This is a genomic window from Methylosoma difficile (assembly GCF_054657615.1).
The window spans coordinates 495715-511133 of the sequence record NZ_BAAHYJ010000001.1; the positions used below are offsets into that span (position 1 = coordinate 495715).

The following is a 15419-nucleotide window of genomic DNA, read 5'->3' on the forward strand; positions in this document are numbered from 1 at the left end:
GCAAAAAACTAGACACCGACCTGATTTAACCCTGTTAGAATAAATTCATTTTATATTTTAAGAATAACGCATCACCACATGGACAAAACTTACGCCCCGCACGCAATCGAACAACGCTGGTATCAAATTTGGGAAGAACAAGGATATTTTATCGCCACGGATGGTGTGTATGCCGGAAATCCGCCGGGAGCGGATTCGGCATCGGCTAATGCTGAAGCCGAAGAATCCTATTGCATCATGATCCCGCCGCCCAATGTCACGGGCAGTTTGCACATGGGCCACGCTTTCCAAGACACTATCATGGACGCACTGACCCGTTACCACCGCATGAAAGGCCACAGCACCTTGTGGCAAGCGGGTACTGACCACGCCGGTATCGCCACGCAAATGGTGGTTGAGCGCCTCTGCAACGCCGAAGGCAAGACCCGCCACGATTACGGACGCGATGAGTTCATCAAAAAAGTCTGGCAGTGGAAAGAAGAATCCGGCGGCACGATTACCCGCCAATTGCGGCGCATGGGCGCGTCTTTGGATTGGTCGCGTGAACGCTTTACCATGGACGAAGGCATGTCCGATGCCGTACAAGAAGTGTTCATCCGTTTGTACGAAGAAGGTTTGATTTATCGCGGCAAACGTTTGGTGAACTGGGATCCGGTTTTGCACACCGCTGTGTCGGATTTGGAAGTCTTATCCGAAGAAGAAAACGGCTCGATGTGGCATATCCGCTATCCGTTATCGAACGGCAAAGGCCATTTGATTGTTGCCACCACCCGTCCTGAAACTTTGCTGGGCGATACCGCTGTCGCTATCCATCCAGAAGACGAACGCTACAAGCATTTGCTAGGCGAGTTTTTGGAATTGCCGCTGACAGGCCGCCGCATCCCGATTATCGCCGATGACTATGTTGATCCTGAATTCGGCACTGGCTGCGTAAAAATCACTCCCGCCCACGATTTCAACGACTACGAAGTCTGGACACGCCACCGCCACACCTCGGTGTTGATGGACGCACCACACGGTGGTTTGTTCAACATCCTCACCGTTGATGCCAGCATCCGCGCTGATGAACTGATTCCCACGCAATACCACGGCTTAGACCGTTTCGCAGCGCGCAAGCAAATCGTTGCCGATTTGGAAGCACAAGGTTTATTGGAAAAAATCGCCGACCATAAATTAATGGTGCCACGTGGCGACCGCACCAACGCCGTCATCGAACCGCTGTTGACTGACCAATGGTATGTCAAAATTGCGCCGCTGGCAGAGCCTGCGATTGCCGCCGTAGAAAATGGCGATATTAAATTCGTGCCAGACAACTGGAAAAACACCTATTTTGAATGGATGCGTAATATCCAAGATTGGTGCATTTCGCGGCAAATTTGGTGGGGACACCGGATTCCCGCGTGGTATGACGACTTGGGCAATGTTTATGTGGGCGAGTCTGAACAAGCCATCCGTGAAAAACATGGTTTGGCAGCAGATTATGCCTTGAAGCAAGACGAAGACGTTTTGGACACTTGGTTTTCATCCGCTTTATGGCCTTTCTCAACATTAGGCTGGCCTGAGCAAACACCGGAATTGGCGAAATTTTATCCAACCAGCGTGTTGGTGACGGGTTTTGACATCATTTTCTTCTGGGTCGCACGGATGATTATGATGGGCTTGAAGTTCCAAGGCCAAGTGCCGTTCAAGGAAGTGTACATTCATGGCTTGGTGCGCGATGCCGAAGGCCAAAAAATGTCCAAGTCCAAGGGTAATGTCTTAGATCCTATCGACATTATCGACGGCATTGATTTGGAAGCCTTGGTCGCCAAACGTACTAGGGGCTTAATGCAACCGCAAGATGCGCCAAAAATTGAAGCCCGCACCCGTAAGGAATTCCCTGATGGCATCCAATCTTACGGTACAGATGCGTTACGCTTCACCTTTGCTTCGCTGGCATCAACAGGCCGCGACATCCGCTTTGATTTACAACGCACCGAAGGCTACCGTAACTTCTGTAACAAATTATGGAATGCGGCGCGTTATGCGCTAATGAATACCGAAGAATTCGATTGCGGAGTGAAAAATCATGATTTTTCACTCCAAACGGTTGACCGCTGGATTATCTCCCGCTTGAACCAAACCATCGAAACCACCACCCACGCCATCGACCATTACCGTTTCGATTTGGCGGCGCAAGCCATTTACGAATTCACTTGGAACGAATACTGCGATTGGTATTTGGAATTGGCGAAAATTTCCTTGCAATCAGAAGATGAGGCTTCGCAACGCGGTACACGCCGTACTTTGCTGACAGTATTGGAAACGGTTTTACGCTTAGCGCATCCGATTATGCCCTTCATCACCGAAGAAATCTGGCAACGGGTTGCGCCTTTGCTGGGGATTTCTGGTGAAACGGTAATGTTGCAAGCTTATCCTACTGCCGATGCTACGCAAATCGACAACGCCGCTGTTGCCGAAACCGATTGGTTGATGGCGGTCATCTTAGGCGTCAGAAGGATTCGCGGCGAAATGAACATCGCCCCGGGCAAACCTTTACCTGTGTTATTGCAAAATGGTACAGCAGCAGATAAAACCTACGTCAGCAACAACTTGGTTTATCTACAAAAACTGGCACGTTTAGAAGCTGTAACTTGGTTGGCTGCGGATGAAGCCGCGCCTGAATCTGCCATTGCCATGGTCGGCGAGATGCAAATCTTGATCCCAATGGCGGGCTTGATTGACAAAACTGCGGAGTTAGCGCGTTTGGATAAAGAAATCCAACGTATCAAAAACGATTTGCCGCGCGTGGAAGGTAAATTGAACAATCCAGCGTTTGTGGATAAAGCCCCAGCGGAAGTCATTGAGAAAGAAAAAGGCAAATTGGCGGAAATGTTATCGATGCTGGAAAAACTGCTGCAACAGCAAGAAAAGATTCGCGCTTTATAATAAAGCGCCAATAAAAACTGTTAATGCTGATGGATAACTAAAACGGGTTTGAATAGCTGCTAAGCTTGCAATTCAAACGGGGATTTGTTTCCATCAACCCTGCATCCTAGACAAAGCCCTTATTTAAACTATATTTTTGTTATTAATATAAATAATCAATACAACTATGGCCGCTGCACCATCGGAAATTAAATTTACTGGTCTTTCAAAATGCTTAGTCGAGTCTGGCTTGATCTCGGAAAGCAACGCCAGAGCCTTTATAAAAGAGGCCAGGCAAAATAAGACCTCTTTAATCACTTATTTGGTCAGCAATAAAATTCTCGACAGCAAATCCATTGCCGCCAAAGCCTCGATTGAATTTGGCACGCCCTTGCTGGATTTGGACGCGATTGATATCCGCAGCTTGCCCATAAAATTGGTGAGCGAAAAACTTATCCGCAAATACCACACCTTGCCCTTGATGTCGCGCGGCAAAACGGTGTTTTTGGCTATGTCTGACCCAACCAATGTGCAAGCATTGGATGACATCAAATTCCAAACCTTAATGCAGCCAGAAACGATTCTGGTTGAAGAAAGCAAGCTGTCCGCAGCGATAGAAGTTGCTCTGGAAGCTCTTGACACTTCCATGAAAGACCTCATTGATGATGACCTGGATGGCTTAAACATTTCCACGGGTGGCGAAGATGATGGCAATATTATCGATGCCAATGCCGATATTGATGATGCCCCTATCGTCCGCTTCGTCAATAAAATCCTGTTGGACGCCATCAAAAAAGGCGCATCCGACATCCATATGGAGCCTTACGAAAAAAACTTCCGTATCCGTTTTCGGGGCGATGGCATGCTCTACCAAGTCGCCAGCCCGCCCGCCAATATTGCCACACGAATCATTTCCCGCGTTAAGGTCATGTCGAAAATGGATATTGCCGAACGCCGCATACCGCAAGACGGCCGTATCAAAATGATTTTGTCGAAAACCCGCGCCATCGACTTTCGTGTCAACACATGTCCGACATTGTTTGGTGAAAAAGTGGTTTTACGGATATTGGATCCAACAGCCGCACAACTGGGTATCGAAAAACTAGGCTTTGAACCCGAACAACAAAAACTGTTTTTAGACGCCATCCATAAACCTTATGGCCTAGTGTTAGTAACAGGACCTACGGGTAGCGGGAAAACGGTATCGCTCTATACCGGATTAAATATACTTAACAGTATTGACCGCAACATTTCTACTGCCGAAGACCCTGTGGAGATCACCGTAGAAGGCATCAACCAGGTTAACGTCAATGCCAAGGCGGGGTTGACATTTGCCAGTGCACTTAGAGCCTTCTTACGACAAGACCCTGACATTATCATGGTCGGTGAGATACGAGACTTGGAAACCGCCGATATTGCCGTAAAGGCGGCGCAAACAGGCCATTTGGTATTGTCGACACTACACACTAACGACGCACCGCAAACGCTAAACCGGTTAATGCAAATGGGCGTGGCGCCATTTAACATTGTTTCGGCGGTCAACCTAATCATGGCACAACGTCTTGCCAGACGTTTGTGCGAAAAATGCAAAGCACCTGCCGATTTTCCTGAAAAGGTTTTGCTGGACGCTGGCTTAAAAAAAGAGGAGCTAGCCGGCCTGACTATTTTCCGTCCGGTTGGCTGCGATAGCTGTATGAACGGTTACAAAGGCCGTGTGGGTATTTATCAGGTAATGACGCTCAGTGAAAATATGCGGAAATTGATTCTGGAGGGAGGAAATGCCTTACAGCTAACGCTGCTAGCTGCTTCTGAAGGTATTAACGATTTGCGTGCATCGGGGTTAAACAAAGTTCGCCAAGGCATCACCAGTCTGGAAGAACTCGACAGGGTAACTAAGGAATAACAATGGCTCAAAAAACTGATTTAGTAGATTTTGTTTGGGAAGGCTTGGATAAAGCCAGAAAAAAAACCAAAGGCGAAGTCAGTGCTGCCAATGAATTGTCAGCCAAAATCCAGCTGAACCGTCAAGGTATCCGTGTCACCAAAATACGAAAAAAGCCCCAACCACTGTTCGCAGCCAGAAAAAAAGCCATTACGACAGGCGACATTGCTATTTTTTCGAGGCAATTGGCTACCATGTTAGCGGCTGGCGTACCATTAGTACAATCCTTTGATATTGTTGGCAGAGGACATGAAAATCCTAGCATGCAAGAAATGCTGCTGAGCATCAAGGCCGATATTGAAGGTGGTGACACTTTAGCGGAGGCGCTTAATAAAAAACCGGTTTATTTCGACGAACTGTTTTGTAATTTGGTAGAAGCAGGCGAGCAAGCAGGGGTTTTAGAAACCTTATTGGACAAAATCGCCACTTACAAGGAAAAAACAGAATCTATGAAGAAAAAAATCAAGAAGGCTCTGACCTACCCGATAGCTGTTATTGCGGTTGCCGTTATCGTCACCGCCATTTTGTTGATATTTGTTGTACCCATTTTCGAAGACCTGTTCAAAAGCTTTGGTGCTGATCTGCCTGCCTTTACCCGTATGGTCATTGATATGTCCAAATGGATTCAAGAATGGTGGTGGGTTATTATTTTAATTCTTGTTGGCGGTTTTTATGTATTTGATTACTTTAAAAAACGCTCCAGAAAATTTAACCATTTTCTGGATAGGATGTTATTGAGCGTACCCATAGTCGGGGATATCATCAACAAATCCGCAATTGCCCGTTTTTCAAGGACACTATCCACAATGTCCGCAGCCGGCGTGCCTTTGGTCGATGCATTGCAATCCGTATCCGGCGCTTGCGGCAACATCATCTATGCTGAGGCGGTACTAAAAATGCGCGAAGATGTCGCCACCGGTCAACGCTTGCAATTTGCCATGCAGCAAACCGGCATTTGGCCGCATATGGTTCAACAAATGGTTGCCATCGGCGAAGAATCTGGATCAATTGATGACCTGCTCGGTAAAGTGGCAGATTTTTACGAAGAAGAAGTCGACAACATGGTCGATAACTTAAGCAGCTTAATGGAACCGATGATTATGGTGGTATTAGGTATCTTGGTTGGCGGCTTGATTGTTGCCATGTACTTGCCAATCTTCAAGCTTGGCTCCGCCATTTAAAACCACAGACCGATTCCTCATGCTATTGTTAGAATTACTGGCCTATAACTCGTATCTTGTTGCCGCACTGGCAGGTCTATTCGGCCTGATGGTCGGCAGCTTTCTTAACGTCGTCATCTACAGGCTGCCGATCATGATGCAGCGGAATTGGCGTAAGGAATGCACTGAATATTTGCAGCTTGAGCCTAATCCAACCGACGATGACGAACCGTTCAATCTTATGGTGCCGTTATCACGCTGTCCAAATTGCCAAACCCCCATTAAGCCTTACCAAAACCTACCGGTTGTCAGTTACCTGTTGTTAAAAGGCCGGTGTGCTGCCTGCAGCCAGCCGATTTCATCGCGTTATCCGTTGATTGAAGCCTTCACCGCCCTGCTGTCCGTTTTTGTCGCTTGGCATTTTGGTTACTCCGCACAATGTGGCTTTGCCCTTTTGTTGACCTGGTCGCTGGTTGCACTCAGCTTCATTGACATAGACCACCATTTGCTGCCGGACTCGATCAATCTCCCCCTTATTTGGCTGGGTCTGATTTTAAGCCTGTTTAACGTATTTACCGATGCTCATACCAGTATTATTGGCGCAGTAGCCGGGTATATGGGCTTACGGATGGTTTACCACCTATTTAAATTTGCCACCGGCAAAGAAGGCATGGGCTTTGGTGACTTTAAATTGCTGGCGCTGTTCGGCGCCTGGTTAGGTTGGCAGTATTTGCCATTGATAATTCTCTTATCATCATTGGTTGGCGCGGTCATTGGTATTTCTATGATGATTTTTGTTAAGCGCGACCACAACATCCCGATTCCATTTGGCCCATACTTGGCGGCGGCAGGCTGGATTGCCATGCTTTGGGGGACGGACATCAACCGCTGGTATTTAAACTACGCAGGTCTATAAGGGCATGCTAAAGGTCGGCCTCACCGGCGGCATCGGTTGTGGCAAAAGCACGGCTACCCAGTTTTTCGCCGCGCTGGGTACCCCTATTTTAGATGCCGACATCATTGCCCACCAATTGGTTGCCACAGGCCAACCCGCATTGCAGCAAATCGCCCAACACTTTGGCGCAGGCATTTTAAATGCCGATGGCTCGCTAAACCGAGCCCACCTTAGGGAAAAAATCTTTTCCGATCAATCACAAAAAGCCAAACTGGAAGCCCTTTTGCACCCATTGGTCTACCAGCGGCTAAGAAGTGATGCTGACGCCTTGAACGCGCCCTATTGCATCATTGCCATCCCGCTATTGTTCGAAACCGGTGTTACCGATTTTATTGACCGCATCGCTGTGATCGACTGCCCTGAACAGGAACAAATCAGCCGCATCAAAGCACGGGATTCGCTCAGCGACGGACTTATCCATGCGATTATTGCCAGCCAGGTAAGCCGTGAATTTAGGCTTGCCCATGCGGACGATATTGTTGACAACTCAGACAATCAAGACAAGCTTGCAGAACAAATTAAAAAACTGCACAATTTGTATATTTCTCTTAGCAAATAGCAGGGCTAACTTGTCTGTGAACACCTCCATAACTTATGAATTTCCACTCAACGAACGCATCCGGGTTTTCATAAGGCTTGAACAGCTTTTCAACCAATTCAACCATTTCTCCCAAGGAACCACCGTTGCCGACAAACGCGCGGCCATTGCCAGCTTATTGGATGTCATGTCCATCATCCGACGCAACGACTTAAAATCGGAAATATTGAAAGAACTGGACCGCAACGCCAAAGCCCTCAATAAAATTGCCGATAACGAAGGTGTCGACGCAGACAAGCTTGAAGCCATTTTGGAAGAACTCTCGCAAATCAGCCAAAAACTCTACGCCATCAACGGCAAAATTGGCCTGCATGTCATGGAAAGCGATTTGTTCCAAAGCATCGTCCAGCGCAGCTCGATTCCCGGCGGCACTTGCTCATTTGACTTGCCCGAATACCATTATTGGCTGGAAAAAGACGAAGCCTCCAGACAGGAAGATTTAGCCAACTGGATCAGCCCGTTCAACGAAATCCAGCTTGCTATCGACCTGATCTTAAACTTTATCCGCAACAGCAACGCCCCCACCAAAGAAATTGCCTGCGCCGGGTTTTTCCAGTTTTCTTTGGACCGCAACCAAGCATACCAACTGCTAAAAGTGGACATTGACCGTTCGTTGGCCTGCTTTGCCGAAATCAGCGGCGGCAAACACCGCTGTTCGATCCGTTTTATGACCCCCTCAGAAGAAGATAAACGCCCCACACAGTCACCTGACGACATCCCCTTCGCCCTCACCTGCTGTGTCTTCTAATGGGCAATCCGCTTATTGTCAAATGCCCCACTTGCAAACGGCCTGTACCTTGGCTTGCCGAACAAACCTTCAAGCCTTTTTGTTGCCAGCAATGCAAGCTGATCGACTTGGGCGAATGGGTCATGGAAGAAAAGAAAATTCCTGGCGACCCCATCGGCTTTGATGACATCCCGTTTGAAGAAAGCTAAAGCCTAGCGGCAAACGGCTCCACCGTCACCCAATCGCCCGCCGCCACTCCGCCGCAATCGGCAGGCAAAACAATAAAACAATTGCTACGGCTTAATGATCCCAGCATATTAGAGCCTTGCCCGCCTGCCGACACCACCTGCCAGATACCCGCCTCCGATTGGCTTAAAATGCCGCGCTGAAACTCCAAGCGGCCCTTAGCTTTTTTAAGCGGACTCCCACAAACGGCTTGCAGCCTTAACGCCTGCACGGGCATCGAACCCGATAGCTTCGCCAACGCCGGAAGCAATAATTGGCTAAACGTAGCGGCAACGGCTACCGGATTGCCTGGCAAACCGAAAAAATAAGCGCCCCCTAAGCGGCCAAATGCGACAGGTTTACCAGGTTTAACCGCCATTTTCCAAAATTTGACCTGCCCACAACGCGCCAGCACCGCATTCACGTAATCAGCATCACCCACCGATGCGCCGCCCGTTGTGATAATAACGTCGGCATATTGAGCCGCATCCACCAACATCTGCTCCAAAACCGCCTCATCATCAGCAACCACTCCGCCATCATCAGAGGCATGAGCCGGATCAACCAGCAATCCCGCCAATAAATAGCGGTTGCTATCATAAATTTTGCCAGAACTTAACGCTTGCCCCAAGCCCATCAACTCGTCGCCTGTAGAGAAAAAGCGGATACGCACACTCCGGACCACATCAACGTTCGCCACACCAACTGAAGCCAACAAAGCCAAATCATAGGCACCCAATTTTTTACCGGCAGCCATCAAACACGCACCTTGCCGGACATCCTCACCAGGCGAACGGACGTTTTGCAGCAAAGCCTCATTTTCAGGGAAATGGATTTGCGCCCCCTGAACCGTCACGTGTTCTTGCATGACGACCGAATCCGCGCCTTCAGGCACGACCGCCCCGGTAAAAATCCGTACACATTGACCTTTTTTTAACATCCCTAAAAAAGGCCGCCCTGCCCAACTGACGCCGACCAACTCCAGACTGAAGCCGCTGGCGCAAGCATCGGCACGGGCAAAGGCATAGCCATCCATCGCAGCATTGCGCTCAAACGGCATGTTGATGGGTGAATAAATGGCGGCAGCCAGCACCCTGCCCAAAACATCGGCTAAAGGCAAGGTTTCTGTCGCCCTTAATGGTTCGATAGCGGCAAGAATTTTTTCTAACGCCTGATCTAGTGTCAGCAAAGGCTGGCTATCAAGGCTACAAGTATCAATCATGGTTTATCCAAAAAACGAACAGTGATAAAAGCCGCTATGTCCGCGGGCTGGTTCAAATCCAATTGCGGTAAATGCATTGGGGATGGTAAAGGGGCGTCGCAAGCAATGGCGACAATCGCGGGATCATCAGGATAAAGCAACGGCAAGCCCAACGATGCCCGATGCAATTCAATCTTAGGGAAAGGTTCGGACTTAAAGCCTTCGACCAGCAACAGATCCAAACCGGTTTGGTCAAACAACGCCAATTGATCGTCCAGGCAAGGGTCTTGCGCGGGGGTGATTTCAGTAATCATTGCCCGTCGGCGACTGGAGACAATCATGACCGGTGTTGCTCCCGCTTCGCGCAAGCGAAAACTGTCTTTACCGGGAATATCGATGTCAAAATCATGATGCCCATGCTTAATAATGCCAATATTGAGGCCTTGTTGCTTTAACAAAGGGATCAGTTGGGTGAGCAAAGTGGTTTTACCGGTTCCGCTAAATGCAGCAAAACCTAAAAGGGGGACGCGGGCATGGCGCATGTTCAAGTAAACTCCCAGTGTTATCGCATCAGGGTATTCTAAGGTATTATGATCGGACTCTCATTAACTGGAGGCCATTTTGATCCGTATTGTGTTCGTGTTGCTAATGCTTGCCGGCTTATTTTTCATAACTCGCCTCCTAGGCCGTCGAATTACAAACAAGCAGCTTCGTTATGCGGGCATCATTACCATTGGGGCAACACTGACCGTTTTGGCCATTTTAGGTCACTTAAATGGCCTATTTGCGGTAATCGGCATTGGCTTGGCATTTACCCTTAGAGTATTGCCTGCCGTGCTGCACCATGCTCCTCAGCTGCACCGTTTGTGGATGCAATACCAGACAAAACATGGGCAACAACACTCAGATCAACGTCGCCAAACCCGCCAACACAACGCTCGCATGTCTGAGCAAGAAGCTTACGAAATACTGGGCTTAAAGCCAGGCGCGTCAAAAGAAAGCGTCATCGCCGCACACCGAAAGCTCATGCAAAAAATTCACCCGGATAGAGGAGGCAGCGATTACTTAGCCACCAAAGTCAACCAAGCCAAAGCATTTTTACTTGAAAAATTAAGCGCTTCAAGCTGATGCAGAAGAGCATCCCATTCATTTTTATGACCACTGTGCCGCACTTCAATTGAAAACCCAAAGACAAAAATCCGCTAGCTGAAAAATCAATTATTTCAATAAAAACTAGAATAATGTTAAAGTTATTCTTAGATTTGTCTCAGTGAAACATTTGTGATTCCAACAACACTTAAATCCCGGCAAACACCCGCAGGCATTATTTTTGCCTAACTGGCATTCCTATCGAAAAAAACGCCAATACGGCATTATCACCACCAGAGCAACCCAAATAATAACCCCGCGAGTTATTTATGAATGAAGAATTATTAGAACCGACGGACGACGACATTGTAATTCTTGAAGAAGACCTTGCTTTTGATGAAGATGATGACATTTCAATATCTGAAAGCGCAGAAACCGAGATCATTGCCGAAAAGACCAGAAGTGGCGACTTTGACGCCACCCGTGTTTACCTTAACGAATTAGGACGCTCAAAACTACTGACCGCCGATCAAGAAAAATACTACGGCACCAAAATACAGCAAGGCGACAAAGAAGCCCGCCGCATTATGATTGAAAGTAATTTGCGCTTGGTGGTGAAAATATCGCGCCGTTACTTAAACAGGGGCTTGCCATTGCTGGACATGATTAACGAAGGCAATCTGGGCTTAATTCGCGCCGTCGAAAAGTTTGAGCCGGAACGTGGCTTCCGCTTTTCTACCTACGCAACCTGGTGGATACGACAGGCGATTGAACGCGCCATCATGAACCAGACCCGCACCATCCGCCTGCCCATCCACATCGTCAAGGAAATGAATGTCTACTTAAAGGCGCAACGGCAGCTAGCTCAACAGCTGGATCGCACGCCTAGCTCCGAAGACATCGCCAAACATCTCAACAAACCCATCGATAAAGTCGAAAAAATGCTCAAGCTGAACGAGCGCGTCACGTCCGTTGACGTTCCCACCAGCAAAGACATCGACAAACCGCTAGTAGAAACCATCACCAACGAGGCCGATCTGCCGCATGACGAACGCCTGCAAGAAGACGGCATCCGCAAAAACATCACCGGCTGGGTTTTTGAACTGCCTGAAAAACAACGGGAAGTGATTTGCCGACGTTACGGCCTTTGCGGCTACGACGAAGAAACCCTTGAAGAAGTGGCCCAAGAACTGGGCGTCACCCGTGAACGTATCCGGCAAATCCAAATGGACGGACTCAAACGCCTAAAAGAAATCTTGCACACGCAAGGCTATTCTTTTGAATCCATTTTTAACTGAGCAGATGTTTTTCTGCCTGCAAAGGCCAGTCGCGGTAATTGAACACTTGGCCTTGTTCGCGCACCGTCGCGCAATTGTCCAAATCCACCTCGGAATATAGCCATTGGGTTTGGTTGAACCCGCCCATTGCCAACACGCCGTTATCAGGAAAACCACGATCCACTGGCGTGTAAACGCCCGCAGCCCCCACATTGACATCCACCGCTTCCGACCACGGCGCCAAACCAACCAGCGGAGATTGCACCACATAGCATTGATTTTCCAACGCCCGCGCCTGGCAACCGATTTTTACCCGATGATAACCCGCCACAGTATCCGTACAACTTGGCACTAAAATCAGGTTTGCACCGGCAGCCACTTGTTGCCGCGCCAGTAGCGGAAACTCGCTGTCATAACAAATGTTGATCGCGATAGTGCCGTATTCGGTCGCAAAGGTTTTTAATTCATCGCCTGCTTGGATAAACCAATGCTCGTTTTCAAAACGGGTCATCATCAGCTTATCTTGAAATTCAATGCGACCATCCGGCATCAACAAATAAGCGCGGTTGCGGTACGCGCCGCTATCCATCTGCACGGGGAAGGTGCCAGCTTGAATAATGCAACCCTGTTCGCTTGCCAAACCTTGGAACAAGTCCAAAAAATCTTGGTGGACAGTTTGCAAGGCTTCCAGCTGTTTGCTTAACGACGAATACACGTCCACGCCAAACAGCGATGCCAACTCCATACTGAAGTATTCGGGGAACAGCAAAATTTTCGCCTGTTGTCCGGCGGCATCCACCACCCAACGCTCGACTTTGCGGCGGTATTCGTGCCAATTGGCTAAAAAGCCCACATCATATTGGGCGGCGGCAATTTTAACGTTCATCTTTTAACCAAAAAGTCATGGGTTTAGCGGTTTCCTCATCGTCATCCAAATCTTTCCATAGATAGCTGGTGTGCAATTCAGCGTGCTTAAAATAGCCGCGTTTGTTCCAGAATTTATCCAGCGGCACATAATCGGCAGGTCGGCGCGGATGGTCAACAGGCCGCTCGACACAACAGAAGGTAATATGCCTAAAGCCGCCCAGTTCAGCGGCATGGGCTTCGCGTTCTTCAAAAAAACGCACGCCAATTCCTAGACCGCGATAATTTTTATTCAATACCGATTCGCTGCAATAAAACACTTCTTCCAAAACATAACCGTGGTCAAGAAACGGCTTTTGCATTTCTTCCGTTTCAAATTGCATGGGAATAGCTGTCGATGCGCCCACGACGCTGTCGCCATCCAAAGCCAAAACGATGACGCTTTGTTCGCAATTTAAGTAGGTTTGCAGATATTTTTCTTCATACTCGTAAGTACCGTCATACAAATACGGAAACTCGCGGAATACTTCAATTCTAAGGCGCGCCAATTCTGGGATATAACGTTCCAGTGCTTTGCCGCTGCATCGTTCAATACGGATTTGGGTCATAGCTGAAAAAGGAAAATAAACAAAACGATCATTTTAACGGAACCACATCAATTTTTAATGCCTGTACCGCGGTGCAACAAGAACAGGCTAAACAAAACCAACACGGTAATAAAACCGCCGGTGATGACAAATGCCAGCGTGACATCGACATCGGACACGCCAATCAGGCCATAACGGAAGGCATTGACCATGTACAAAATCGGGTTGCCCATAGAGATGGTTTGCCACGTTTCAGACAGCATTTCCACCGTGTAAAAAACCCCGCCCAAATAGCTGAGCGGTGTCAGCACAAAATTAGGGATGATGGAAATGTCGTCAAAACTTTCGGCCAAAATGGCGTTGATGAAACCTGCCAAGGAGAACAAGATTGCCGTCAGCAAAGCAATGCTGATGGCGATGGCAGGATGCTGGAACTCCAGCGGATCAAAGAGCATGGAGATCAACGCCACAACGCCTCCCACCAACACCCCCCGGACAATGCCGCCGCTGACATAACCTGCCAAAATCACCCAATTCGGCACAGGCGCCACCAATAACTCCTCGATATTGCGCTGGAATTTTGTCGAATAAAACGATGACACCACGTTGGAGTAAGCATGACTGATGACCGACATCAAAATAATGCCCGGCACGATGTAATCCATATAGCTGACGCCGTGGATGTCGCCCAAACGACCGCCAATCAGTTTGCCGAAGATCAAAAAATACAAGGCCGTCGTGATCGCGGGCGGCAACAAGGTTTGCGGCCAAATGCGGATAAAGCGTTTGGTTTCTTTATAAACAATGGTGCGGAAGGCAATGCCGGTATTCATGATTGCACTCCTGCGCTTTTGCTGTCGACCAAATCCATAAACAGCTGCTCCAAGCGGTTGCTTTTGTTTTTTAAGCTGATAACTTCGATATTTTGCAGGGAAAGCTCGGCAAACAAGCGGTTTAAGCCCAATTCTTTAGGGACCGAAACATTGAGGATATGGTCTTCAACCCGTTCAATAAAGTAGCCGTCAATCACCGGCGCGACCGCCAACGGCTTTGCCAAGTCCAAAATAAAATGGTCAACATGCAAACGCGCCAACAAGCTTTTCATATCGGAATGTTCGACAATGCGGCCTTGGTCAATAATGGCAATATTGCGGCACAGGCTTTCGGCCTCTTCCAGGTAGTGCGTCGTTAAGATAATGGTCGTGCCTTCTTGGTTGACTTGCTCCATCATTTGCCACATGGAGCGGCGGATTTCAATGTCAACACCGGCAGTGGGTTCGTCCAAAATCAGCAACTTAGGTGCATGAACCATGGCGCGGGCAATCATCACCCGACGCTTCATACCGCCTGACAAACGCCGCGACACAGTATCGCGCTTATCCCACAAATCCATTTGCTTTAGGCAATGCTCAGTACGCTGCAAGGCCAGTTTGCGGGGCATGCCGTAATAGCCCGCCATGTTGAGGACAATACTTTTAGCAGTGTCGAATTGGTTAAAATTGACTTCTTGCGGCACCAGGCCGATGCAGGTTTTGGCTTGGTCACGCTGTTTTTGTAGATCATGACCAAAAATGCTGACCGAGCCGCTGCTGGCGGTCACCAAAGAGCTGATAATGCCAATCGCGGTCGATTTGCCAGCACCATTAGGGCCCAGCAAAGCAAAAAAATCGCCCGCCTGCACATCCAAATCAATGCCTTTTAAGGCTTCAAAGCCGTTTTGGTAGGTTTTTTTAAGATTTTTTATCGAAAGTGCATTCATGCTAAAACAATCAATTAACGGCAGCCGTCAAATTTAAGGTTAAGTGGACTGCCCATCCATTGTAAAATGCTGGACATGGCTGGCTAAAAGCTAGCAATCTTATCAGAAAATCGCCTTTCCGTAGACAA

The 15419-nt window shown here is 48.4% G+C and carries 15 protein-coding genes; 9 read left to right on the forward strand and 6 right to left on the reverse strand.

Annotated elements, in window-relative coordinates; genetic code table 11:
* Positions 1-78: 78 nt before the first annotated feature.
* From ACYQ1O_RS02390 to yacG, 7 genes are all read left to right on the forward strand, one after another.
* Positions 79-2928 carry a valine--tRNA ligase gene (locus ACYQ1O_RS02390; protein ID WP_459990030.1) on the forward strand — a complete coding sequence of 950 codons (2850 nt, stop codon included), beginning with the start codon at positions 79-81 and terminating at the stop codon, positions 2926-2928.
* A gap of 166 nt (positions 2929-3094) precedes the next feature.
* Entirely contained in the window at positions 3095-4810 is a 1716-nt protein-coding gene (gene pilB / locus ACYQ1O_RS02395; RefSeq protein ID WP_459990031.1) for a type IV-A pilus assembly ATPase PilB, read from the forward strand.
* Between the two features lie 2 nt (positions 4811-4812).
* The gene (locus ACYQ1O_RS02400; RefSeq protein ID WP_459990032.1) at positions 4813-6030 is read left to right on the forward strand and encodes a type II secretion system F family protein; all 1218 of its coding nucleotides are present in this window, start codon (positions 4813-4815) and stop codon (positions 6028-6030) included.
* Between the two features lie 19 nt (positions 6031-6049).
* A complete protein-coding gene (locus tag ACYQ1O_RS02405) occupies positions 6050-6925 on the forward strand; it encodes a prepilin peptidase (protein WP_459990033.1) in 876 nt (291 codons plus the stop codon).
* Between the two features lie 4 nt (positions 6926-6929).
* Positions 6930-7523, forward strand: a complete 594-nt coding sequence (coaE, locus tag ACYQ1O_RS02410) for a dephospho-CoA kinase (protein ID WP_459990034.1) — start codon at positions 6930-6932, stop codon at positions 7521-7523.
* Between the two features lie 16 nt (positions 7524-7539).
* Entirely contained in the window at positions 7540-8310 is a 771-nt protein-coding gene (gene zapD, locus ACYQ1O_RS02415) for a cell division protein ZapD (RefSeq protein WP_459990035.1), read from the forward strand.
* Complete coding sequence (yacG, locus tag ACYQ1O_RS02420; protein ID WP_459990036.1) at positions 8310-8498, forward strand: DNA gyrase inhibitor YacG; 189 nt, start codon at positions 8310-8312, stop codon at positions 8496-8498. Before zapD ends, yacG begins: the two co-directional genes overlap by 1 nt.
* Here the strand turns inward: yacG and moeA are convergent.
* Together moeA and mobB are read right to left on the reverse strand one after the other, a co-directional pair.
* Complete coding sequence (gene moeA / locus ACYQ1O_RS02425; RefSeq protein WP_459990037.1) at positions 8495-9736, reverse strand: molybdopterin molybdotransferase MoeA; 1242 nt, start codon at positions 9734-9736, stop codon at positions 8495-8497. The genes yacG and moeA overlap by 4 nt on opposite strands.
* Complete coding sequence (gene mobB, locus ACYQ1O_RS02430; RefSeq protein ID WP_459990038.1) at positions 9733-10257, reverse strand: molybdopterin-guanine dinucleotide biosynthesis protein B; 525 nt, start codon at positions 10255-10257, stop codon at positions 9733-9735. The genes moeA and mobB overlap by 4 nt, the downstream gene beginning before the upstream one ends.
* A 79-nt stretch (positions 10258-10336) precedes the next feature.
* Here mobB and ACYQ1O_RS02435 point away from each other — a divergent pair, with 79 nt between their 5' ends.
* Entirely contained in the window at positions 10337-10843 is a 507-nt protein-coding gene (locus ACYQ1O_RS02435; RefSeq protein ID WP_459990039.1) for a DnaJ domain-containing protein, read from the forward strand.
* Between the two features lie 290 nt (positions 10844-11133).
* The gene (gene rpoS / locus ACYQ1O_RS02440; protein ID WP_459990040.1) at positions 11134-12102 is read left to right on the forward strand and encodes an RNA polymerase sigma factor RpoS; all 969 of its coding nucleotides are present in this window, start codon (positions 11134-11136) and stop codon (positions 12100-12102) included.
* Here rpoS and ACYQ1O_RS02445 read toward each other — a convergent pair.
* Genes ACYQ1O_RS02445 through ACYQ1O_RS02460 form a run of 4 tightly spaced genes read right to left on the reverse strand, consistent with a single transcriptional unit; the run spans position 12095 to position 15291 of the window.
* Entirely contained in the window at positions 12095-12967 is an 873-nt protein-coding gene (locus ACYQ1O_RS02445; RefSeq protein ID WP_459990041.1) for a carbon-nitrogen hydrolase family protein, read from the reverse strand. The two genes, rpoS and ACYQ1O_RS02445, sit on opposite strands and share 8 nt — an antisense overlap.
* Positions 12957-13553, reverse strand: coding sequence for a GNAT family N-acetyltransferase (locus tag ACYQ1O_RS02450; protein WP_459990042.1), 597 nt, complete (start codon positions 13551-13553; stop codon positions 12957-12959). The genes ACYQ1O_RS02445 and ACYQ1O_RS02450 overlap by 11 nt, the downstream gene beginning before the upstream one ends.
* Before the next feature lie 47 nt (positions 13554-13600).
* Positions 13601-14365, reverse strand: coding sequence for an ABC transporter permease (locus ACYQ1O_RS02455; RefSeq protein ID WP_459990043.1), 765 nt, complete (start codon positions 14363-14365; stop codon positions 13601-13603).
* Positions 14362-15291, reverse strand: a complete 930-nt coding sequence (locus tag ACYQ1O_RS02460) for an ABC transporter ATP-binding protein (RefSeq protein ID WP_459990044.1) — start codon at positions 15289-15291, stop codon at positions 14362-14364. The genes ACYQ1O_RS02455 and ACYQ1O_RS02460 overlap by 4 nt, the downstream gene beginning before the upstream one ends.
* Between the last annotated feature and the right edge of the window lie 128 nt (positions 15292-15419).